Origin of the sequence: Pseudomonas syringae (genome assembly GCF_002157375.1) — a bacterium.
Taxonomy (GTDB): Bacteria; Pseudomonadota; Gammaproteobacteria; order Pseudomonadales; family Pseudomonadaceae; genus Aquipseudomonas; species Aquipseudomonas syringae_T.
Map to the genome: position 1 here is coordinate 82,333 of NZ_MTSA01000009.1, position 21,184 is coordinate 103,516.

Genomic DNA, 21,184 nt, shown 5'->3' on the forward strand with positions numbered 1-21,184 from the left:
GTTGGATGTGAACTAGCTGCCAGTTAGCCCCAGAGCTGTATCACTTCCTCGGTCTGGGTGAGCAGATCCGGCAGCAGGATCTGCACACCCGCTCGATACGGCTGGGGCTCGTCGGCCAGACCTTGATTGGCATCCAGCACGGCCTCAACGCTACCGCTCAGATGCCCGTAATACTGTTGGCAGATAGTGTCCAGCAGATCCCCATCAGACGTTCTGCAGATCGTCGCCATAGCTCACAAACTCCAGTGAAAAGCCCTGCTTGCGGGGAATACCCCCGGCCAGCAGGTTGCTCTGTTCTTCATCCACACTGAGCAGACACCAGTTGCCCAGCACCTCGCCGTAACCGGTGGTCAGGCTCAGCGGCTGTAAGTTGCGCCCCATGCTGCGCAAGGTATCCAGTTGCTTGAGGCCGCCCTTGAAACCGGGAAAAATGGCCCCCTTCAAACTCAGCTTGTCGTCACCGAGGCCAACCGCCTGTTGCGCAATGCTGCGCGTCAAGCGCTCTTGCCCGGCCCAGCGGAACGCGGTCTGCCTGCGAAGCTCATCGAAGGCAGCCGTGTCCAGGTTGAAGTAGTACGGCTGCGCCTCAGGCTTGAGCGGCTGAATAATCAGCAGATGAGGAAAAGGTTTCACGGCCTCGGGGGCCGGTGTCATCTGGGTTGCAAAGCTGCCAGTCGGGACAATGTTGCCCAGCGACGGACTGACGCTTCCCGCCACCCGATTGATCGCGGCTCCGGCCTTGGACGCCTGCTCTTGCAGTGCCCCCATACGCTCCTGCACTTGCGATGCAGCACTGGTTGCCTGCCCGTACATCGCTGCCACCTGCCCTACCTTTGTCTGCGCGACACTGATGCCCCGCATGGTGCGTTGCAGTTTTTCACCAATGGCCGGGCCAATGAACGGAATGTTCTCCAGCTCCGACGCGGCCCCTGTCATATCGCCAATGGCCCCGTTCAAGAGACCGAGCATGTCATCCAGACTACGGCGTCCCACCTCTCCCGCTGCAATCAGGTATTTCAACGATGACTGCAGTTGTTCTGCATAAGCCATAACCTTTCCTCATCCTACGTGCGGGGCATCAAACAGTTGGCGGGCAGCCGCCTGCCGACTGAACTCTTCAAATTGGCGCTGCAGAAACGGTGCAATGTCCCGCGCCAGCTGTGCCGGGTCCTTTACATCGCCTTGTACGTTGACGGGCATATTCGGCGAGAAGGTGAATTGCTGGTCGACCTGGGTGGGTTCAGGCTTGCTCTGCTCGGCAGCCTTGACGACTGCGGGCAATGCCAGAGGGGCGGGTGCGACTGCCGCCATCGCTTTGACCACATCGCCAGGTGCGGCAGAAGGTTTGGCATCACCGCCCTTGTCAGCGACGGCCTCGGTTTTTTCATCTGAGCCAAACAGCGCTTTGCCCAGAAAGCCACCGATATCCTGGCCGCCCATGCCGCCAAGAAACGCACCGACCGCGCCACCAATGGCCGTTCCGATCACCGGCACGATAGAGCCAATCGCGGCACCCGCCGCACCGCCTGCCAATGCACCGGCCAGCCCACCCGCAGCGCCGCCGTAGCCTTCGGCTTTCTCGTCCTGGGTCTCGGCGTTTTGGTACGTGTCCAGAGCAAGCATGCCCGCATCCAGAAACTTCGCGCCGGGGACCACCTTGGCAACACTGCCCAGCTTTCCTGCGGCACCCGCCAACCGCGCCAGTCGGCCTGCTGGTACAGGAGGAGCTGGCGGCATCGGAGGGCGCGGAGGTCCTGCGCGTCGACCACCGGCACCGCCAGCAGCACCGCGCCGACGGCTGCGACGTGACCGGCGTTGATCACCCGGTGCATCCGAACCGCCACCGAACGCACTGGCGTTGACCACAAAGACCTTCTGCAGCTCAGAGCTGCTGCCGCCCTTGGCACCGTCAGCGTCATTACCACCCTCACCGAACAGATCGAGGATCTTCAGGCCGGTGTCGACCGGATCAAAACCGGTCTTGCCGCTTTCCTCTGCGTCGTCATCAGCATCGTCAGCGCCGTCCTTGCCATCTCCACCAGGCTTGCCCTTATCCTTGCCCTTTGTTTTGTCATTGCCTTTGAATGCTTTGAGACCGGTCTCCAGCAAGCCTTTGACCGCACCCACTTTCCCTTCCGGCTTACCGTCTTTATCGCCTGAGTTGGTGACGTAGACTTTCTGGACCTTGTTCGGATTGCCACCCAGTGACCCACGCCCAATGTTGAGCAGCCCCTTGCCGATTTTGAACACCCCGGCAGCAGACTTCAGTGCCAGCAACCCGGCACCGATTGAGGCGATGGCCAGCACTACCGGCTTGGAAGTATCAGAGAGCGCTGTGAATTCCTTGGCCGTTGCTGTGATCCCTTTCGCAACGGCGTCTGTGACAGGGCGGATCGCGTCACCAATGCTGCGCATAGAGTCGTTTACCGCCTGGAACGTCTCGGCCCAGATCTGCGACGATGTACCACGACGCTCGGCCAGGTTCTTGTCGAGAATCCCTGAAGCATTCTGAGCGTCCTTTTTCAGTTGCTCATACATGCCACGGTTTTGCGAGTAAGCCGTCAGCGCGGCCTTCACCTGCATGTCGGCGAACAGATCGCCGGTACGCAGTGCTTGCTCCAGCGAATCCAGCATTTCCTTTGCTTTTTTCGGATCAGCTTCTTTGCTGATCTTCGCCGTTGCCTCCTTCATTTTTTTGGCTTTTTCAGGGTCAGTCTTTTCGATGTAACGCTGAGCCAGCGCAAAACTGGACTCCAGTGTCGACATCCCCTTCTGGATACCGGTGTTCAGCGACCCCTGATAATCGATACCAACGTCCTTGTAGGACTTCACCACGTCGGTGGAGCCGATCTTCTCCATCCAGTTTTTCAGGTTGTTGGCCGCTTCATCCGAGCCGCCGGCTGTTTTCATCTGCACCTGTAGCATCGCGCCGAGCTGGCTCACCGAATCCATGCCGGTCACACCGAGCTTGCCCATGCCCGCAAGCAGTTGCGGAAACCACTTCGCCATGTCACTAGCTTCAAAACTACCCGCCTGGCCCTGCATGGCGACTGCCTCAAGGGCTTTCTCCATGATCTTAGGGTCGGTGATCTTGGCGTTCTGCTGCAGTGCCTGAATCATGTTGGCCGTATCGGTGCCGCTGGCCCCCTGCCCGACCGCAAACTTTGCAGCCACCGGTGCGTACGAAAGTGCCTTGTCCAGGCTCATGCCTGCACCGACCAGTTTGTTGACCAGGTCGGCGACGTCATTGCGGGCCATGCCCGTGTCCTGGGAGGTCTTGATCACCGAGGTGGTCAGCTCCGCTTCCTGCGGCTTGTTGGCCACACCGGCCTTGATCGCGATATCCCGGATGATCGCCTGATAGTCGGCACTGATCTTGGTCGGCACGGCCAATGCGCCGACACCGGCGACGGCGGTGCCGATACCTGACTTGAGTCCGGCCTTGCCCTGCTCGATCTGTTGGTGCCCCTTGACCTTGAGGTCCATGCTTCTGGCCACACGGTCAAGAGACTGATATTCCTGCCTGAGCTTACCGACCTGAACACCCTGTTTACGCAAGGTGTCGAGGTTGTTCTCAAGCTTGCGCAGCAAACCAGAGGCCGAGGCAGCACCACTGTCGTGCGCTTTCTTCCACTCGTCACGCAGACGCATGGTTTCGCCAATCGTGTTTCTCAGCACCTTGGCCTGATTGCCGCGCTGCTCCAGCTTCTTGATGCGGTTTTCAACAGTGTTGAATGCCGCACCCACGGTCGGGCTGACAGCGCCGCCAATCACCAGGCCCAGTGCCAGATTGTTCGCCATCACTCACCTCAGATATTGGGATGGGCTCAGTCCGTGAGCCACCAGATCATGTCCGAGAAAGACATGGACATGATTTCCGCCGACGAGAAGCCCAGCTCTTTTGCAAGCCGCTTCGCCGCAAGCCTCTGCAATGAGGGGTCAAAGCTCGTCGTCGCGCACCAGGCGAAAATAACCGGCCTGCAAGCGGCTGTAGTCCTTGAGGGACAGCCCTTCAAGATCGCGGACGCCCATCTCGGCCAGGGATGCAAACAGGTTCAGCTCGCGCTGTTCGTCGTCGCCGCTGGCAGCCGCCTGGGCCGTACGCACATCACGCACGGTAGGTGCGCGCATGGTGATGGTGTCGACCTGAACGCTGTTGACCTCGGCAGGCTTGGTCAGCTTCACCGACACGCTCTCGGCCGTCAGGGTCATCCACTTAGGATTGGTATTTGCTTGAGACACAGAATTTTCCTTCTATCAGAGGCCAAGGGCCGAACGTTCTGCCGCGAGCTGATCAACACCGTCGATGACGCGCTTCATGCCCAGCGCATCGATCTCGTAAATCACACGGCCATCCACTTCCAGCTTGTAATACGTGAGCGCGACCGAGTGCTTGATCTCGGCCTTGTCACCCGCCTTCCAGTCACCCATGTCGACCTCTTTGAGTCGGCCACGTTGAGTCACCACGACCGGGGTGATCTTGCCTTTGAGCCCTTTGAAGGCACCACGGAACACACCGTTGAAGGCCGTGCCATCCGCTAGGCCGAAGAACTTCAGGGACTCGCGACGCACGCCTGTAGTGGTGAAGTTGGACTCCTGCTTTTCCATGCCCATGTCCAGCTCGACCGGCAAGTCCATGCCACCGCCACGGTGTTCTTCAGTCTTGAGCGTCATCTTGGGCAGGGTCAGGCTGGGCACATCGCCCTGAAAGCTGACACCGTCCACGAACAGGTTCAGGTTGCTCAGTGTTTCGGGAATCATTGCCATCGTTGCAGCTCCTTAAGCGGCAGAGTCAAGCACTTCGGTCAGCCATTGATTGGTGACTTCAACGCGGAAATTAGGGTTTTCTGCAGGTGGCACGTCAGTGAAACGGATGTTCCAGAACACCTTGCCCTGCTCCAGCTGGCTGGCCGTGTTCAGTTCGGTGTCCGCGAACACTTCGAAGTTGATGATCGCGCCCTGATTTTTCAGATCACGCATGAACGCCTGCAGGCCCTCGGTCACGTCCTTGACGTAGGTGGCAGTGATCGAGCGGTCGACCGCCCATTTGTGCCCGTAGAGGATCGCGTCCATGACGATGTCCATGGTGCGCACGCGTGTGACGAACGCCCATTTGGGATCGCTGCTGAGCGTGCGGTTGCCCCACAGGCGATAGCCGTCATCACGGATGATGGTGGCGATATTGGCGTTGTTGAGCAGGTTGGCCCGGCAGGTTTCGTCACCGTCCAGAAACTCGATGGGCCGCTTGGTGCCGGTGATGCCTGCAAACTCTTTGTTCGACGGCGAGGCCCAGAAGCCGTACTCCGCGTCGGTCCAGGCGAACAGGCCTGCCACCCAGGCGGAGCCCGGTGCATCGACCGTCTCACTGGCCGTCGTATCCCAATACTGAACACCGGGGTCGACCATGAAAGAGCGCTTGCCGCCGAAGTTCTTGGCATACGCCATGACCGCTTCGTCTGTGGTGTTGGGGCCATCGAAGATCGGCAGCGCCCGCAGTTTGTCTGCCAATGCAGCCATAGCGGTGCCGACCGCCAGAATCGAGCTGTGCTTGGGCGCGATCAGAAGTCGCGGCTGGGCATTGAAGCGGCTCTTGCCATCGAGCAGTGCCTGGAGCCCGGTACGTGTGCCATCGGCTTTGACACCGCCGATGATGGCGGAAGTTTGCAGGGCAGCATCGTCCAGTTTGGCGACGCCACAAGCAACGATCACCGCCTTGGCCCGCACATAGACCGCCTGACAGGCTTTAGTAATCGCCGAGTCAGGACCAAACGCTGCAATGGCTTCGCGCTCGGAAGTGATCAGCACCAGGTCATTGGCCTTGGCGCTGTAACCGGGGGCCTCGGTAAACGTATCGACCAGACCGATGATCGCGGACGTGGGCAACGAAATGGTACGTGCGCCCGTGTCGACGGCCGTCATGGTCACGCCGTGGAAGAAACTCATAAGACGATCTCCAGAAACGAAAAAACCCCGATCAGCGGGGTTATTGGTGGAATGCGAATAGCGGGTAAGAAAACGCCCCGTCAGTGCGGGGCGTTAGGTGCTTTGCTGATCGTCGTCGCTGACGTCCTGCGCAGGAGCTTCCGGCTCGGGCGGCTCGTACACGAACGGATTCGCAGGCGGCGTAGGCCATTCAAAGTCCAGCGGGTAGCCAGGCTTCGTATCGAGCTGGCCGAGCTGTACGCGGTACAGACGATACGCATCAATCTCAGCCCTGACAGCGGGCAGCGCTTTGCGCTGGTCGTCGGTCGCCATATCCAGTGACACGGCGTCCTGCAACTCCTCGTACTGATTGACCAGCTCATCAATACGGGCAGTGGCTGCAGCCGAACGGTCGCCACGAGCGCACATGACCTGCACACGCACCAGCTCAATCGGCGTGTCTTGAACCGGGCCAAACTCACCCGCCAAGGCTCGTTCGTACAGCTCTACACCGTGGGGTTCTGGGTCGTGGGGAGAAGCCGTGAACGGTAACTCCCCATGTGTTTCCTCCAGCCCCTCGAAAACCACCATCAATTCGATGGTAGCGCGGGCCTGAGAAGACCAGTACGGATTGCGGGCATTTAATACGTTGGACATAGTTAAACCTACTGGATTCGTTGAAAGAGCGTGCGCTCTGTATTGTTGAAAGCACCATGGGCGCGCCAAACACCTATAGCGATAGCACCGGAGTTACTGCTCGTGCCATCACCCACAGCCGTGGAACTGAAAAGAAGGTTAGAGCCGGGGACTGAAGTGCCTTGGTTAATTGAATTTCCGTAGGCGGTGATGACTCGCGCAAATGCATACTGCCCAATGCCAGTAAGTCCCTGCGCAGCAACTTTTGCTCCGAGGTTCAGGTCGCTGACCAAGTAATAAACTGCACCGTCGGCAGCGCGACGCATATACGGCACTGCTGCATTATCTGCCGCAAAGCCTACATGCGTGATTGAGTCAGCTACAGGCCGTGTCGAAATACGCGTGTCAGTTTCAGACTTCGTGTAAACATCGGCCTTGGCATAAACCTCAGATTTTAGAGGCCGCTCCATGTCTCGAGCATCTGTTTCGTTCTTGGTATAGGCGTCGGTAATACCGTAAGCAAATAACGTGCTGCCGACGTTGGCTTTTTTGGACGGATCAAAGTTACCGGAATACCAAAGATTCCCGAAGTCCGTGTTATCGACCGCCAACTTAACCTGACCTGCGGACGTATATCCGATCTTGATCAGGTTGTTTAACTGGCCTGCACCCGTGCCTTGCTGGACAGGAACAAAGCCAAGCTTGGTTTGAAGAAAATACGTCGTGTTGTCACTGGCGCGGCGCATATAGGGCGACGCAGGGTCGTTGGCCGCAAGCCCGATGTTCGTGATGCTGTCCGCCAGCGGCCGTTGCGAATCCCGTGCATCGGTTTCAGCCTTGGTGTAAACGTCGGCTTTGGCATAGACCTCTGTCCTTAAAGCCCGCTCGGACACTCGCTGGTCAACCTCAGCCTTGGTGTAGGCATCGGTAATGCCGTAAGCAAACAACGTGCTGCCTACGTTGGCCTTGGTGGCCGGATCAAAGTTGCCCGAATACCAGAGGTTGCCTAAATCGGTATTGTCGACCGCCGCCTTAAGCCCGCTACCCGACCAGCCGAGCCTGACCTGATTGTTCAACTGGCCCGCGCCAGTGCCCTGCTGCACGGGAACAAACCCGAGCTTGGGCTGCAACGCCGCCACCCGCGCATCAATTTCCGTTTTGCTGTAAGCATCAGCGATCCCGTAACCGCCCAGGGTGGTCGGGTTGAAACCGGCCATCACCAGGCCGCGCCGGTCGACCGTGACCCGGTTGTAAGTTCCGGGCAGAACGCCAGTCGGACCTGCCACTTGCTCGAACGCCAGCGCAGTCGTACCCAAGGTAATTGGCGCGTTTGTGGTCAACTGCCAGAGCGTGTCGAACAACGCGTCACCCTGCTCGACGCTAACCATCAGGTTAGGTGTCACCTCCACGCTCACATCCGCGTCAACAACGCGTAACCAGGCACCACCCGCGACGACCGAGTACAAACCATTATCTTTGCCGCTGGCCTGATTTTTTACCAGCACCCGGTCGCCTGCGGCGAGCGCAACGCCATCGACCGACTGGATGCCAGCAAGGACCACCGGGCCGGTCGTGGCAGCACGAACCGATTGTTTATTGTCGAGCCTGGAAAGCTCTTCCTGAATCCGCAGGTCCACAAAGGAACGCGTGGCCAGCACAACGGTTGGGTCAATGCGCAGCTCGACGTTGCTGGTATTGCTGACCAGCAGGTTAATGCGCACGATCTGCGTGCGACCAGAACCTTGAGCCAGCAATGGCTTGAAGGACGGCGCGCAGTTCGCGACCGCCACCAGGTCGCCGTCTGTATCGTACAAGCCAATTTCACGAATCCAGAAACCACCGATCTCTGCGGGGATAACCTGCTCGGCGATGATGATCGCGTTGTTGGCTGGATCAACCTTGAGCTGATTGAGCGGGGCACGGCGGCGCTCGTTGATCAGTTTTTTCTGTGAAGCATCGGGCACCGGATCGGTGCCATTGGCATCACCCACACCCATTTGAGCTATTTTCCAAGGCACGCCGAGGGCATCGGCATTGGCCTGCTTGGCCGCACCGACATTCGTCAGGGTGGCAAAGAATTGCGAAGTCTGATCGATCATGCGAAGACATCCAGAGTATCGATAGTGGTTTCACGCCCACCCAGCCCCATATGCCCCGTGACTTCAATGTCTCGCGGTACAGGTGGGTAAACATCGATTTCGTCGCCTTCAGAGACCGAAGCGGCGAGGTAGAAACGGCCGGTAGTTTCAAGGCTGATGGCCAGTTCGAGCATGTGACGGCTGACAGGCTTGGCGTCATCGATCAGGGCCGTCAGTTCCTGATACATCTCCTCGGTGATGCCGGTGTCCAGCACACCCACCTTGAGCGCAAAAGTACCGGGGATTCCCTCAGGTACGGTCTGCCACCATTCCAGGACATCGATGAGGTAGCCAAGCGGTTCAACCACTCGGCGTATCGCGCCAATCGTCCCTTTGCGTTCATGGATGAAGAACGAAGCGGCAATGGCTGCACGCTTTACCGGCTCAGACCATCCATCATCCCAACGGTCCACAGACCAGGCCCACGCAAGGTGGTAGAGCAAGTGCGCGGGACAGGTCTGTGGGTTGTACAGAGTGCGCAGGGGAATCGTGGTGACTTCATCCGTGGCAACCTCAATGGCGCGCTCAAGCGGAGAACTGTTGAGGGGGAGCAAGCTGGTCATCTCAACTACCCCGCGTCACGGTGAACGCTTCGCACCAGGCTGCCTGCGCCTTGGTCGGACGGATGTCCGTCCAGTCTTGAAGGTCAACTCGACTGACGCCGCTGATGTGTAATTGCGCATCAATGCCGGATCGAGCCACCTCAATGCCCAAACGTCTCCGGGGATTGATCCAAGCGTCCAGCCGGTTTTTGCATTCAGCCAGGGTGGCCTCCGTTTCAGGTCCGCTTCCGACCATGTGGACGACAGCGTTGATACGGAAAGGCAGAATCTCAGCGCTCTGAACAATCAGGCGATCCCCCAAGGGGCGCACATCCTCGTCACTGAGATTGAGCCGAACCGTCTCCAGCAGATCCGCATCGGCCGCACCACTGCCTTCCAGCGCAAGCACTGTAACCACGACTACTGCCGGGGCTGGGCTTTCCGCAGTGGCGTCGGCCACCAAACCTGAGGCGTTGCGTGCGTGAAGGATGTAGCTGTTTCGTGGCCCCGCCGTGGTCAGTCCCTCGTAGGCAAGCTGGACACGTTCCCGAAGCGCATCGTCTTCTTCCATGACAGCTGCAGTGGGAGGCACTGCAACGGGATCTGCTGCCTGGATCTGCAGACGTTTGAGATTGACGTTGGCTGCCAACTGATCAAGATCGGCTTTCTGGGCATAGGCCAGCATCAATGACTTCGCCGCATCGTTGACACGTGCCCTGTTCTGGAGCCGCCTGTAAGCCCCCAGTTCGAGCAACTTGGTGACCGGGTCGCTTTCCAGCAAGGCGCTCCAGTTCTCCCCCATGTATTCACGAAAGGCGGCTAGCTCCCCCTGATACTCTTCTTCAAAGTCCAGGTCCTCAAGGACTTGCGGCGCGGGCAGCGCCGACAGTTCAATCAAGCTCATGCCGTCACCTCCAACACCGCATTGTCACCCAGATACGTCCCCTGCACTTCCAAGGTAACCTGGCCGTTCAGGACCGCAATCACCCTGACACGCTCAAGTCTCAGGCGAGGTTCCCAACGGCCTAGCGATCTGGCCACCTCGGCCTGCACCGCGCTTTTCCAGCCCTCGTTCACAGGCAGATCGACAAAGCGCCGGATCTTGCTGCCGTACTCCGGGCGCATTCGGCGGCTGCCCACGGGAGTGCCCAGAATGTCTTCGATGGACTGCCGCAGGTGCGCCAGGCCGGAGACGGGCTGACCGGTACGGCGATCCATTCCGATCATGAGTTACTCCAGCGGTTCAAGGTCCGGGTGTGCACGCAGATACTCCAGCGCGACGGTGTCATCGGCCTGCGCCGTGGCAATGCCCTTAGCGACAGCCAGGGTGCGGTTATCCGGCAGAATCAGCGTGCGCGAGGTGAACAGCGTGTCTCGATACATCCGCACCGCTACAGCGGGCGCGGGATGAGGCAAGGCGTCAGTGGCTGATATCGCCGTGGGGGTGACCTGGCCTGTTGGGGCTGCCGGTTGGTCACCAGAAGTCTTATCGATTTTTACGGTCGCCATGGGTCATCTCCAGACATTAAAAAGCCCGCATGGCGGGCTGGGTCAGTGCTTGTGGTTCGGGGTGTTGCCACCCGTGTCGAGAATCTGCCCGCCGCCATGGATATCACCGACTACGGCGAGCGTTCCGCTGATCGTGACATTTCCGTCCAGCGTGATAGTGCCAGCCTTGGCGGTGATCGTTCCGGAGGTCGCACTGATAGATTCGTCGGTCACAACGGCCGAGCTGGCTCCGACAGTGACTGTCACTGTCCCGGCGGGCAGATCAATTGTGTAAGTGCTGGCCTGCCAGTCGTAGATCAGTGAACCGCCGTCGTCGAAACGCCAGACTTCCACATGATCGCGGTTGTCAGGCTGGGCACCCGCATTGCCATACAGTCCCGGAATGAACGTACCTTGCGACACGTCACCGCTGGCACTAAACAAGGTGCCTTGCTCACCAAGGGTCGGTGCACGCCAGTGTCGCGCCTTGCCCGCCGCCACGCTGTGCCAGCGCACCCAGGCGCTGACCCAGTCACCATCCGAAACGCGGCATACCGGAGGTGACGCGGCAAGGTCTAGCGCAACGACGTAGCAATCCTTCACCACACCGGCCAGCATGCGGTCATGTTCAGCCAACGCGAAACTCATCACATATCCTCTGGCGACTGGTACTGATCTTCGTTACCACGTCCGGTGTCCGGACTGAAGGCAAACACCAGAGTGCCAGGCGGCTCATTGGGCCACGGCCATTCCTCTTCGCCGAGGTAGATACCTTGGGTCCACTCGACGACCCAGACCGCGTAGCCGTCCAGCTCGGGACGCGACCAGTCTTGAGCGGCCCTCACGAACTCGGCGGGCTCGACCTCAAGGCCCCAGGTTTGCAGCCTCAACAATACGGCCAACTGAGTGGCTGCAAAGGCGGCCTGCTGCTGGCATTGCTCGCGCTCGGACCCAACAATCACTCGGGCTTCAAACCGGGCAATCAAAGCGGTTTCCCCGGTGCCCTGATCAATGCCTGGCTCAAACTCCACCAGTTCGATCAGCACGGCCGGGACGGCAACCTGCTGAAGCATGTCCGGCATGGTGCCGACGTACTCAAGCCCGGCAATCGAGGCCCTGATGTGTTGTTCAATGGCTTCGTACAGTGAATCAAGATTGAACGCTTGGTCAGGCACGGGCAGTTCCTTTCAGGTGCTTCTGCAGTTCGTAATTGAATTCCTGCTTGAGGATCTCCAGCAGGCGCTCATCAGCACGTTTCACCCAGTTATCGAAATGCGGCCTCGCCTCTTCAAGCGATACCTTGGCTTTAGCGAGCGGGAAGCGGCTGCCGTTTTCTTCGACAAAACCGGAGCGCCGTTTGCCTTGCCTTGTCTCGGCATACGCACCTGAGTCAAAGTGCTTGCTCGCGGTGCGGATCCAGATATCGGGACTGCCGCCGTAGACCGTTTTGAAGAACGCGCCCTGATAACGGCGACCGGCAACGGATACGCCGGTACGGCTCTGCCGCGCACGGCCGATACGACTGGCGGAAATAGCATCCAGACCAAACCAGAGCTTGCCCCGCATCGTGCCACCGTTGACCGGGTAGGCCCGAAGACGTTGCCGGACAGCCGTGACCGCGATGCGCTCTTGCCGCCCGACAGTCCTGGCAATGTGCGTGCGCAACCAGCGTAGCGTCTTGTTGATGGCACGCCGCTGGGCCGCTGCCGCAGCTTTGGGAACCGCTGCAGCAAAGTCCTTGAACGCTTCCAGATCGGCCGAAGATGGCTGCAGGGTGATCATGCCGTCCTTGGCCGACTGTTTGTAGAAGCTGCCTATGCTCATCGTTTCAGCCTCAGAATAAGAGAAACCCAGCCTGTACCGTCTGGCTCAAGGCCGACCAGGTCATACCGACCACCACCGTCCTGCTCAGGCAGGTCGATGGAGGCGATCTGACCAATCGCAACCCCAGTAGCGTCGTGAACGCGTATCGCGAAGTGCGGTTCCCTGATGCCAGTGTTGATGCGTCCGAGCTTGGGTTGCAGCCACGGGATTGAAAGAAACCCCGCGATATCGCGCCCGTCGATGGTTGCGATATCGCCCAGAGATTCAAGGATCTGGGCGTCCATGTCCTCAGCCAGTTCTCGAAAGCTCATGGTCAGTCACCGTCGGTGGCGTCATCAGTATCGCCAGGGCTCGCTGCCTGAGACTGGATAGCCTCTTGCGCCCGAGGGTCCGTGCTGATGGCGATACGCCCTTCTGCCACCAGCGCATCCTCCATCTCTTTGCTGGCCGGAGTGTATGGGCTGCCTCTGAGGACGATGTTGCGCCCCTCCTGAATGCAGCCGTCTACCACGATATAGCCGGGTTTTTTGGCCATCTCACACCACCTTGGCGTAGATGAATGCGTCCGGCTCCAGCAAACCGGCGAGTGCCGCGCTCTGCAGCTTCAACCAGCGAGCGCTCGGCTCCTGGGTTGTCCAGCTCTTGGGGAAGCGTGCCGCTTCGACCAGCCCGCTCTCGATGGCTTCCAGATCCTGAATCGCACCGTAAAGCATGGCGTTACGCGTGGACGTCGCGCCCAGAATCAAACCGCCTGCTGGGATCATGGGCTGCTCATCGCCCTCGTCATCCAGATACCACTCGTCATAACCGTAAAGGTCGACGCCCGGATCGTTCAGGTAGCCTAGATAGGTGACGCCGTCCGGCAGCTCTTCCGGCTTGATCAGACCCATGTCCACACGGCGAGTGTTCAGTTGCTTGATGACAGTCAGATTGGACTGGAATGCATCAAGCGCCTCACCGCTCAGCGCAGCAGTGTTGGCAGTGCGGCCAGAGTCTTTGGCAATTTTGCGTTTCCAGGCGCGCAGGTTGCCTATCGGGTCAGAGTTGTCGGTGCCCCACTGACCGGTGCCCAGCGTGATTTTGTGATCGTTGGCCATCAGGAAGTCGATCGTGTCATCGACGCCGTCGCCCAGCACCCGCACCTTGCCGGTGGTCAGTGCCTGGGCACACATCCACTCCTCGCGACGAATGATCTCGTCATCGAGATCGCGCAGATCCTTGCCCAACATCTGGCCTGCCCGCTCCAACGGCGACCGGCTGGAGAAAGGGTTGTCCCCTGCCGAGCGTTTGAGGACCAGCTCAGCGGTCGTTTCACGTTTGGGCTGGATGTACGGCGGCGCGTAGGAGTCAGTCCGGTAACCGTCACGCAACGAAATGCTGCCGGGCAAGCGCGGATGAACAAACGGTGCCATTTTGCGCTGGCCTTTGACGATATCAATGTCCACCGTCTTGGTGGGGAACGTCACGGGGCTGCCGCCATTGAAGAACGTGTTCAGCAGAAAACGTCGCGCCGTGGGCATCTGCTCAACGGCTTCAAGCATGGTACGGGTGTCGAAAATATCCATCAGAAGCTCCGATTAACGAATGAACAGGCACAGCGGCCGCAGGGCTGCTTTTGCTTTGGCGAGTGACAGGCCTTCGCCCAACATGAGCTCAGAGCCCAGCACCTCGCCGGTGAGAAGGATCGATGCTGGAAAAGCACCGCCGGTGGTGTCTACGTCTTGGTCGAGCACAGCCTTGGGTGCCTGAGAGCCGTTGTCGGCAGCGGCGGCGCTGAGCAGGTACTCGCCCGAAGCGTCGACCTGACCGAGCACCGCACCACGCTTGAGCTTCTGGCCTGCCGCAATGATCCCGGTCTCAATCACCACAGGGAACGCGCCTGCAGAGAGATGACTGGGGACATAGGTCTGACGGGTTGGATTACTCATGATGTTCTCCTGATCAGCGACGCGAAGCGCCCGCGACAATGGCTCCGACTACGGCTTTGCGCTCACCCTGAGCGTTGCCATCGGAGGGTGTAGAGGTCGACGCACGGGTGCTGTCGGCTTTGATTGCGCTCAACGAAATGCCACGGTCCTGGGCAGCCTTGAACAACTGCAAGGCGGTTGCCTCGACCGAGGCCCCGGAATCGATGGCCGCCGTGATCTCGGCCTCAAAGCCCTTACTGGCCAGACCGTTGATACCCTTGATGCGCTCACGCTCAGCGGTGACCGCCTGCGTGCTGGCTTGCGTACGTGCAGTCTCCAGTTCGGACTGGCTGGCCTGAGCAATTTCGATGGTGTTTGGGTCGGTGCCAGCGGCCAGTGCTTCGCGCAGCTGAGCGGTGGAGTTGACGGTGGTCATAGTGAATGTCCTCGGTTGTGTCGCGGCCGGTTTGGCCAGTTCGGTAATTAGTCCTTCCAGTGAGCCCAGGCGGTGAGCAAGGCCCGATTCAACGGCGGCTGCACCTACCCGCAAGCCGCCAAAATCTCCCATTGCAGGAACAGCGTCGGATGCCACGCCAAGGTTGCGGGCGACCTTGGCCACAAACACCTCGCCCATTGCGTCCACGGTTTCACCGACCTTGGCGCGCCCCTCTTCGGTGGCCATGTCGAGCCGTTTGTTGGGAGCGTTGCGGCTGACGATCTGGTAACGCTTGCGGCCGCTGCCGGCCTCACCCTCGACCACGGCTTCCACCACAACACCGATGCTGCCGAGCAACGCCGTCTCATCGATGACAATCTCGCTGGCCGCAGAAGCCAGCCAGTAAGCAGCGCTGGCCCCCGTTCCACCGACGTAGGCCACAATGCGCTTACGCGCGCGTCCCGCATGGATCTGATCAGCCAGCTCGTTGATGCCCGCCGCCACCCCGCCAGGGCTGTCGATATTGAGGATGATGGACTTGATGTTCGGGTCATCCAGTGCCGACTGCAGGTCGGTGGCCAGCACCTGGGTGCTGGTCGCGCCACTGACCTCGGTAAACAGATTGGCGTAGCGAAAAACCGGACCGACCACCGGGATGATGGCGACGCCGTTGCGAACGCTGACCGTGCGGCTGTTCTCCAGCCGGATACCGGTTTTGCTCTCCAACGCACCCGGATCGCCCATGCGGTCGGCAATGGTCAGCAGGTTATCCAGGGCGTCAGGCAGCATCAGCCAAGGCTGCGATGCAGCCAGCTCCAATGCGCGGGGCATGGTTATTCCTCGTTGGATGGTGTGGGTGGGTCAGCGATGACGCCGCCTTTGGGCAACATGTGCAGGTTGTCTGCGCGTCGCTGCTCAACTTCGCGAACACGCTGGCGGTAGACCTGCTGCCAGGGCTCGCCCGTCATTGCGGCCGTTTCGAGGGTTTCGTTGCTGACCCCGATTTCGATCCGCTTACCGGCTGCATTGGCTTCTTTGAGCTCATCGATAGCGCCGCGCGCAGGACCGATCCAGATCCCCTGACAGTAGGCTTTACGCTTCGCAGGATCTGAATAACCCGGCAGGTGAATCAGTCCCCTCGCCACGGCCTCATCAATGATCAACTCGCGGCTGGGCTGACAGAAGTCGCAGGCCAGCCACCAGCGCCGAACGCTGTAGAACCGCCACGCCTGCAGCATCGCAGCGCGAGCCGCGCTGTAACTGCTGCTGTAATGCAGCAGCAACTCTTCCATCGGTTGCTCGAGCGCCGCGCCGATCTCTTTCACGACCGCCGTGAAGAAGGGGTCGAACTGGGCATTGGGTCGAGCCGGATTGGCAACCACCGGCTCCTCGCCCATTCCCAAGTCGACAATGGCACCCTCCCCCAATGCCAGCTCACCATCGTCGGTGGTATCACCACCCGCGCCCTCGTTACCCATGGCGGACATGGGCAAGTTGGAGACGTTGAAGTCGTTGTTCTTTTTGATGAACACGGTGAACATCGCCGAGATAACCGCCGCCATCAACTCAGCACTGCTGTAGCGCTCCAGCTTCTGCAACGGCTCCAGCACCGGAGCCAGATAAGGAGCGCCTCGCTTCTGGCCTGGCCTTTCCTTGTCCGACATGACATGCATGACCCGACGTCTGCCGGTCACATCACCGAAAGCAGGCAGTCGCTCCCACGCCAGGCTCTGCCCTGCCAAATACTCATTGGGATAACCGTTGCAGACGTGATACGCCAAGGGGGCTCCCAACCGATCAAACTCCACACCTTCAACCATGTTTGCGCGGTCCATGCCCCCGTCCGGATTGCAGACACGATCCGATTCGATCAACTGCAATCGGGTGCTGAAAATGCAGCCGGGACGTTCATCGTCAGGACTGGCGATCAGGACATCGCCGCAAACCATGGCCGATATGAGCACCAGCGCCTGCAGTTGGTAGTGGTTGAGCGTGGCTTCGGCATCACACTCGCGGGGGTCATCGGCGTACAGCGACCAGATCCTGTCCAATTGGGCATTGAGTTGCTCGGCCTGCTGCTCGTCGATGCCCACCGCGACATGATCGATCTGGGCACGGCAGACCAGGCCGGTGCCGACCACATTGGTGCGCAGGCGGGTGATAGCCGCCCGAGCGATCAGATGGTTGCGCATGGCATCACGCGACCGGGCTACCAGCATGCGACGCTCGCTGTGGTGCAGGTCGCGCCTGGCACTGCCCAATCCCGGAATCCAGCCTGCCATGCTACGCAGCACACGGGATGCACCGCGCCAGCGGGTTTCAACCCCGCCACCGCCACCCTGCGCTTTGGCAGGCGACCCTTCAGACACAGATTTGGCGAGCTTGAGTGCCTCTCGCATCAACAGCTCGGCAGGGTCTTTGCGGAAAAAACCCATAATCAGATCACCATGTAGGAGATGCGATTACGCCCCCTGCCCTGCAGCGATGCTTGTTCCAGCGCGACCTCTTTGGCGTATTGCTGTTCCAGCAAACGCAGACTGTCGAGCTCGGCCCGATAGATCTCGCGATCCGCTCGCTTCAGCCGCTGACCCTTTTTGAGGACGTCAGAGATCGCCGCCCGTACTTGCTCCAGGCGCATTTGTGCGTCAGTCATGATTGAACCTCTAGTAGCCTGCACGGCTGCGCGTGCCACGACCGCGAGCATTCGCTTTACGTGGCACAGGAGTGACGGCCTGCTCGGTGTTGAAAAGAGTGGGTTGCAGCAATTGTTGCTCCAGCTGATCCCACTCATGTTCGCGTAACAGATGGGTCTTCAAGCTTCTGGCCGCATGCAGTGCATACACTTCGCAGTCCAGCGCTTCGTTACGGCGGCCCGCCTTCTTCTGCCACACCATCTTGCTGGGGTTGCGCGCGTGCGGGGCCAGCACTTCATTGGTGAGTTGCTCGTAGTAGTCCGAGCGGATCTCGCTGTACCAGTGCATCCGCCCCGGCCCTGCGCCGGTGAGTCGAAGACGGCCGTCGATCAGCGTCTTGGCCTTGTGGGTTCCGACGATGTAGACACGCAAGCCATATTTCGACGCTTTGGTGTTGTCCTGGGAGGAGTCAACCGACGGGGACGGCCGGGTAAAGATTTCCTTATCACGGCTGTCAATCGACGCACCTTTGATCGCCATGATGTTGTAGCGCTGCCGGTCCCGGACGTATCCGTAGACCGCGTCGCTGGTGTTGCCGTCCGAGCTGTCGATACTCACGGCGGAAATGACCAGCTGCGCTCCGCCCTCTGTCGCCACCGGCTTGGCAATCAGCCGATCCAGCTCCTGCCAAACGGCGTCATGCGGATCGATAGGATTACCGTACAGCTCACCCCAGTACAGTCGCCACGATTCTTCACCCCGGCCCCAGCCGATGACGACCAACGCCAGCCGGTCGCCCTGAACATCGACGCCCACCGTAATCAGCAGCACCCCGTTGGGTGCCGTCAGCTCTGCGTAAGGCTCGGCGCGCTTTTCCAGTTCATCCGTTTTGGGCGCATCGCTTTTGTATTCGTAACTCTCCCCCTTGGAGCTGTTGACGAAGGCGATCATCGGCCCGATGTTGCCGTGGGACGCGGCGTGCTCGGCCTGAAGCTTTTTCTCCATCAGCGCCTGGAAGCGCGATCCCCAGAAGGTGGCGTACAGCTCGTTGAGAATGTAACCGGCAATGCCTCTAAACTCGGCCGTCGCGACCCAACGGCCGTGTTTGAGGTTCGCGTTTTTCTGGTTGTCATCCCACGAACAGCCGCAGTGTGGGCAGGCGTAATAAGCATGTTCCGGCCGCTTCTTGCCATACACCTCGTGGTGATAGTCGGGATCGTCCGCGCAGAACAGATTGTCGAAGCTCAACGCGTGCGACTGTCCGCATTCGTGGCAAGGCACGAGCCCTTCGCGCTTGTCGGAGATTTCCAGCTCCGCATCAATGGCCGACAACCCCTTGATGGTCGGGGTGCCGCCGATGATGATTTTCGAGCGGCGAAACGTCTTCAATCGTTCCTTGGCCAGCTTTATGCTGTCCCCCTGACCCCGCAGGTTGAGGTTGCAGTCATCAGGCTCCTCGACAGCGACTCTCGGAACCGGCGTGGACTTCACGCTCGCCGGACTGTTGGAGCCCACCATTTTCAGAAAGCCGCCCGGAAATCGCTTGAAGTCCTGGCGTTGCTGCAGCTTGCGACTGCGTAGATCGACCTTCTTGCGAAGCCTGGGTGTCGCCTCAATCATGGGCTCGAGCTTCTCGCCCACATACTGCTTGGCCGCTTCTGCTTTGGGAAACAGCACCAGAATCGGAGACGGATCGATGTCGATCCACTTACCCAGGGCGTTACCCAGCACGCCCGATGTCCAGGCCACCTGCGCAGACTTGCGCCCTACGATTTCTGTAACGTTTGGATCGTCCAGCGCCTCAAGCGGACCACCAGGCCAGACCAGATGGGGGGTCACATCGAACCGGTATTTACCCGGCCGAGCCGCCTCTTCAGCGGACAGCCAGCGATACTTGTCTGCCCATTCAATGATGCTCATGCGCGGCGGTGGAGCCCACTTCAAACAGGCCTTGTGCAGGGACTCACTCGCCGTCTTCCTCAAGGCCCTCCGGGTATGGCGATTCGTCAGAATCTCCAGTTGAGTCAGCATCATTGTCATAGTCCGAAAGCCTTCTCAGGATGGCCTCGATGGGCTCACGAATCAGTAGATCGTCCACCTCAATGCCGTACCGGGCTGACAACTCAGCGGCGAGCACATCTGGAAATGTATTAAGCAGTTCGACCTTGGCCGACATGATCATGGCCTCGAAGCGCTGGATCATGTCGGAGGCGATCACCACCTCCCCAAGCTCTTTGGCCAGCGCCAGCTCTTCACGGTTGGCCCGGACCCGGTCAAGCCTGTCACGGGACGATTCTTTCTTGCCGTTGAGCGAGGCCTGCTGCATCAGCCACTGGACCACCGCTTCGGTGTCGTACTGGTTTTCGTTGCCACGACCCAGACCAAACTCAACCACCGGCATGCCGTCGTGTTGCCACCGGGTCAGGGTGCGTTCGTCCCGGCCAACGATCTCACCCAAGTCGGCCTTGCTGACTTTCCTGCCCATACAGAACCCTTTAGAAAGACGGACATCCCTGCAAAAAACTCAGCTGCACAAGAACCGCGAGTCCACGTACCCGTGTAGGGAGCCCCCCTCAGGGAGGACCCAAAAAACAGGGGGTTGGTGCGCCCCCCGATGGGGCATGAAGCCCAGCGGCGTCGACTACTTGCTCTGGCTGCGCAGGATCTGGGCGTCGACCTGATCGGCGCACGTGTCGAGCAGCTTGATGGCCTGATCCTTCAGCTCCCAGACGTCGCCGTTCGAACGAAGGTCAGCCTCCTCGGCGTTGATGCGTTCGCAAGGAATCAACTCAGGGGGTTCGAGTCGAACCGCTGACGTTTTTGTGACCACCACCGGCTTTGCCGCGCAGGCCGTCAGGCAAAGGCTGAGAAGCCCAATCACGAACGGGCTTGCTGTTGCGCTTGAGGTCTTCAAATTCTTTCCTCGCCTGTTTGGCTTTGTTCTCGCTGGCCTTGATCCGTTGATTCAAGTCCTTCAGATAGGCAGCGTTACGTTGGGCCTCGGCGCGCAACGTGGTGATGGTGGCCTCGCTTTCGAGGTTGGCGTCGAGCGCTTTCTTCTTGGCCGTCGCTTCCACTTCCACTTCGCCGCGCAATGCGACGACCCGGTACTGTTGAATGCCGACGAGCAACAAGCCCACCAGCGCGATGATGATTGCAGCGGCGATAGCCTTCATAGGGAATCCACCTTCCGGCCTATGAAACGGGCCACCAATTCGCGAATGGCCGTAACGCCAAGAAAGCCAATCGTTCCACCTGCAGCTACCGATAAGCTCGGCGGCCAGGTCATCCACTCAATCAGACTGGACGCGACCAGACTCAACGAACCGCAGATAAGCGCTTCGAATAAGATCCGGCGCTTACTGGTTTCTTTGGCGTCGTAGAGGATGCGCAGTAGAGAAACGACGATGGCCATGATCATGCCCTGCCACAGTGGATTTGAAATGGCCGCCACGATCCTGGCCCACGTATCTGGTTTGTCGGGCATGTTGCGCATCCGGTTGCCACCCTTCCGGGGGAGCTGAAATGAAAAACCCCGCCGAAGCGGGGTTGGTGACAGCCTTGGGGATGGCTGGGTGAAGCATACACAGCGGGTGCTCTGGCTGTGATTCAGGCGCAAAGCGCAGATCGTGCCTACGTTGTACCGGCGTTCGGAAAA

General features: G+C 59.7%; 27 protein-coding genes. All 27 read right to left on the minus strand.

Annotation, left to right across the window (positions count from 1 at the left end):
- Positions 1 to 23: 23 nt before the first annotated feature.
- The 27 genes from BW686_RS13130 to BW686_RS13260 all read right to left on the minus strand — a co-directional run bounded on the left by BW686_RS13130 (position 24) and on the right by BW686_RS13260 (position 21,022).
- Positions 24 to 230 (minus strand): tail protein X, encoded by a 207-nt coding sequence (locus BW686_RS13130; protein WP_024660331.1) that lies wholly within the window; start codon positions 228 to 230, stop codon positions 24 to 26.
- Positions 205 to 1,050: a phage tail protein gene (locus BW686_RS13135; RefSeq protein WP_179149264.1), complete on the minus strand. Its 846-nt coding sequence runs from the start codon at positions 1,048 to 1,050 to the stop codon at positions 205 to 207. Before BW686_RS13135 ends, BW686_RS13130 begins: the two co-directional genes overlap by 26 nt.
- 9 nt (positions 1,051 to 1,059) lie before the next feature.
- A complete protein-coding gene (locus BW686_RS13140; protein ID WP_084917319.1) occupies positions 1,060 to 3,801 on the minus strand; it encodes a phage tail tape measure protein in 2,742 nt (913 codons plus the stop codon).
- A 138-nt stretch (positions 3,802 to 3,939) separates the two neighbouring features.
- Entirely contained in the window at positions 3,940 to 4,242 is a 303-nt protein-coding gene (locus BW686_RS13145; RefSeq protein WP_084917321.1) for a phage tail assembly protein, read from the minus strand.
- Positions 4,243 to 4,257: 15 nt separating this feature from the next.
- On the minus strand, positions 4,258 to 4,767 hold the full coding sequence (locus tag BW686_RS13150; RefSeq protein ID WP_084917323.1) for a phage major tail tube protein: 510 nt from the start codon (positions 4,765 to 4,767) through the stop codon (positions 4,258 to 4,260).
- 12 nt (positions 4,768 to 4,779) lie between these two features.
- Positions 4,780 to 5,943: a phage tail sheath C-terminal domain-containing protein gene (locus tag BW686_RS13155; RefSeq protein WP_084917326.1), complete on the minus strand. Its 1,164-nt coding sequence runs from the start codon at positions 5,941 to 5,943 to the stop codon at positions 4,780 to 4,782.
- A gap of 93 nt (positions 5,944 to 6,036) precedes the next feature.
- Complete coding sequence (locus BW686_RS13160; RefSeq protein ID WP_004407132.1) at positions 6,037 to 6,579, minus strand: tail fiber assembly protein; 543 nt, start codon at positions 6,577 to 6,579, stop codon at positions 6,037 to 6,039.
- 8 nt (positions 6,580 to 6,587) lie between these two features.
- On the minus strand, positions 6,588 to 8,657 hold the full coding sequence (locus BW686_RS13165; protein WP_084917328.1) for a phage tail protein: 2,070 nt from the start codon (positions 8,655 to 8,657) through the stop codon (positions 6,588 to 6,590).
- On the minus strand, positions 8,654 to 9,259 hold the full coding sequence (locus BW686_RS13170; RefSeq protein WP_084917330.1) for a phage tail protein I: 606 nt from the start codon (positions 9,257 to 9,259) through the stop codon (positions 8,654 to 8,656). The genes BW686_RS13165 and BW686_RS13170 overlap by 4 nt, the downstream gene beginning before the upstream one ends.
- Before the next feature lies 1 nt (position 9,260).
- Entirely contained in the window at positions 9,261 to 10,142 is an 882-nt protein-coding gene (locus BW686_RS13175; RefSeq protein WP_084917333.1) for a baseplate assembly protein, read from the minus strand.
- Positions 10,139 to 10,465 (minus strand): GPW/gp25 family protein, encoded by a 327-nt coding sequence (locus BW686_RS13180; protein ID WP_024660487.1) that lies wholly within the window; start codon positions 10,463 to 10,465, stop codon positions 10,139 to 10,141. Before BW686_RS13180 ends, BW686_RS13175 begins: the two co-directional genes overlap by 4 nt.
- A gap of 3 nt (positions 10,466 to 10,468) precedes the next feature.
- Positions 10,469 to 10,747 (minus strand): hypothetical protein, encoded by a 279-nt coding sequence (locus BW686_RS13185; protein WP_024660488.1) that lies wholly within the window; start codon positions 10,745 to 10,747, stop codon positions 10,469 to 10,471.
- A 42-nt stretch (positions 10,748 to 10,789) separates the two neighbouring features.
- Positions 10,790 to 11,374: a phage baseplate assembly protein V gene (locus BW686_RS13190; RefSeq protein ID WP_084917335.1), complete on the minus strand. Its 585-nt coding sequence runs from the start codon at positions 11,372 to 11,374 to the stop codon at positions 10,790 to 10,792.
- Complete coding sequence (locus tag BW686_RS13195; RefSeq protein ID WP_084917337.1) at positions 11,374 to 11,901, minus strand: hypothetical protein; 528 nt, start codon at positions 11,899 to 11,901, stop codon at positions 11,374 to 11,376. Before BW686_RS13195 ends, BW686_RS13190 begins: the two co-directional genes overlap by 1 nt.
- Positions 11,894 to 12,550: a hypothetical protein gene (locus BW686_RS13200; RefSeq protein WP_084917340.1), complete on the minus strand. Its 657-nt coding sequence runs from the start codon at positions 12,548 to 12,550 to the stop codon at positions 11,894 to 11,896. The genes BW686_RS13195 and BW686_RS13200 overlap by 8 nt, the downstream gene beginning before the upstream one ends.
- The gene (locus tag BW686_RS13205; RefSeq protein WP_084917342.1) at positions 12,547 to 12,861 is read right to left on the minus strand and encodes a head-tail joining protein; all 315 of its coding nucleotides are present in this window, start codon (positions 12,859 to 12,861) and stop codon (positions 12,547 to 12,549) included. The genes BW686_RS13200 and BW686_RS13205 overlap by 4 nt, the downstream gene beginning before the upstream one ends.
- Positions 12,862 to 12,863: 2 nt before the next feature.
- Positions 12,864 to 13,085: a hypothetical protein gene (locus BW686_RS13210; protein WP_084917344.1), complete on the minus strand. Its 222-nt coding sequence runs from the start codon at positions 13,083 to 13,085 to the stop codon at positions 12,864 to 12,866.
- A gap of 1 nt (position 13,086) precedes the next feature.
- Positions 13,087 to 14,115 (minus strand): major capsid protein, encoded by a 1,029-nt coding sequence (locus BW686_RS13215; RefSeq protein ID WP_084917347.1) that lies wholly within the window; start codon positions 14,113 to 14,115, stop codon positions 13,087 to 13,089.
- 12 nt (positions 14,116 to 14,127) lie between these two features.
- Positions 14,128 to 14,478 carry a head decoration protein gene (locus BW686_RS13220; RefSeq protein ID WP_084917350.1) on the minus strand — a complete coding sequence of 117 codons (351 nt, stop codon included), beginning with the start codon at positions 14,476 to 14,478 and terminating at the stop codon, positions 14,128 to 14,130.
- 13 nt (positions 14,479 to 14,491) lie between these two features.
- A complete protein-coding gene (locus tag BW686_RS13225) occupies positions 14,492 to 15,724 on the minus strand; it encodes a S49 family peptidase (RefSeq protein ID WP_084917352.1) in 1,233 nt (410 codons plus the stop codon).
- Between the two features lie 2 nt (positions 15,725 to 15,726).
- Positions 15,727 to 17,328 carry a phage portal protein gene (locus BW686_RS13230; RefSeq protein ID WP_084917355.1) on the minus strand — a complete coding sequence of 534 codons (1,602 nt, stop codon included), beginning with the start codon at positions 17,326 to 17,328 and terminating at the stop codon, positions 15,727 to 15,729.
- 2 nt (positions 17,329 to 17,330) lie between these two features.
- Complete coding sequence (locus BW686_RS13235; RefSeq protein ID WP_004663043.1) at positions 17,331 to 17,546, minus strand: hypothetical protein; 216 nt, start codon at positions 17,544 to 17,546, stop codon at positions 17,331 to 17,333.
- 10 nt (positions 17,547 to 17,556) lie between these two features.
- Positions 17,557 to 19,446, minus strand: coding sequence for a phage terminase large subunit family protein (locus BW686_RS13240; RefSeq protein ID WP_054984103.1), 1,890 nt, complete (start codon positions 19,444 to 19,446; stop codon positions 17,557 to 17,559).
- A gap of 43 nt (positions 19,447 to 19,489) precedes the next feature.
- Positions 19,490 to 20,011: a terminase small subunit gene (locus tag BW686_RS13245; RefSeq protein WP_084917357.1), complete on the minus strand. Its 522-nt coding sequence runs from the start codon at positions 20,009 to 20,011 to the stop codon at positions 19,490 to 19,492.
- Positions 20,012 to 20,167: 156 nt separating this feature from the next.
- On the minus strand, positions 20,168 to 20,356 hold the full coding sequence (locus BW686_RS26980) for a hypothetical protein (protein WP_256898409.1): 189 nt from the start codon (positions 20,354 to 20,356) through the stop codon (positions 20,168 to 20,170).
- Positions 20,316 to 20,702, minus strand: a complete 387-nt coding sequence (locus BW686_RS13255) for a hypothetical protein (RefSeq protein ID WP_084917362.1) — start codon at positions 20,700 to 20,702, stop codon at positions 20,316 to 20,318. The genes BW686_RS26980 and BW686_RS13255 overlap by 41 nt, the downstream gene beginning before the upstream one ends.
- Positions 20,699 to 21,022: a phage holin, lambda family gene (locus tag BW686_RS13260; RefSeq protein WP_084917364.1), complete on the minus strand. Its 324-nt coding sequence runs from the start codon at positions 21,020 to 21,022 to the stop codon at positions 20,699 to 20,701. The genes BW686_RS13255 and BW686_RS13260 overlap by 4 nt, the downstream gene beginning before the upstream one ends.
- Between the last annotated feature and the right edge of the window lie 162 nt (positions 21,023 to 21,184).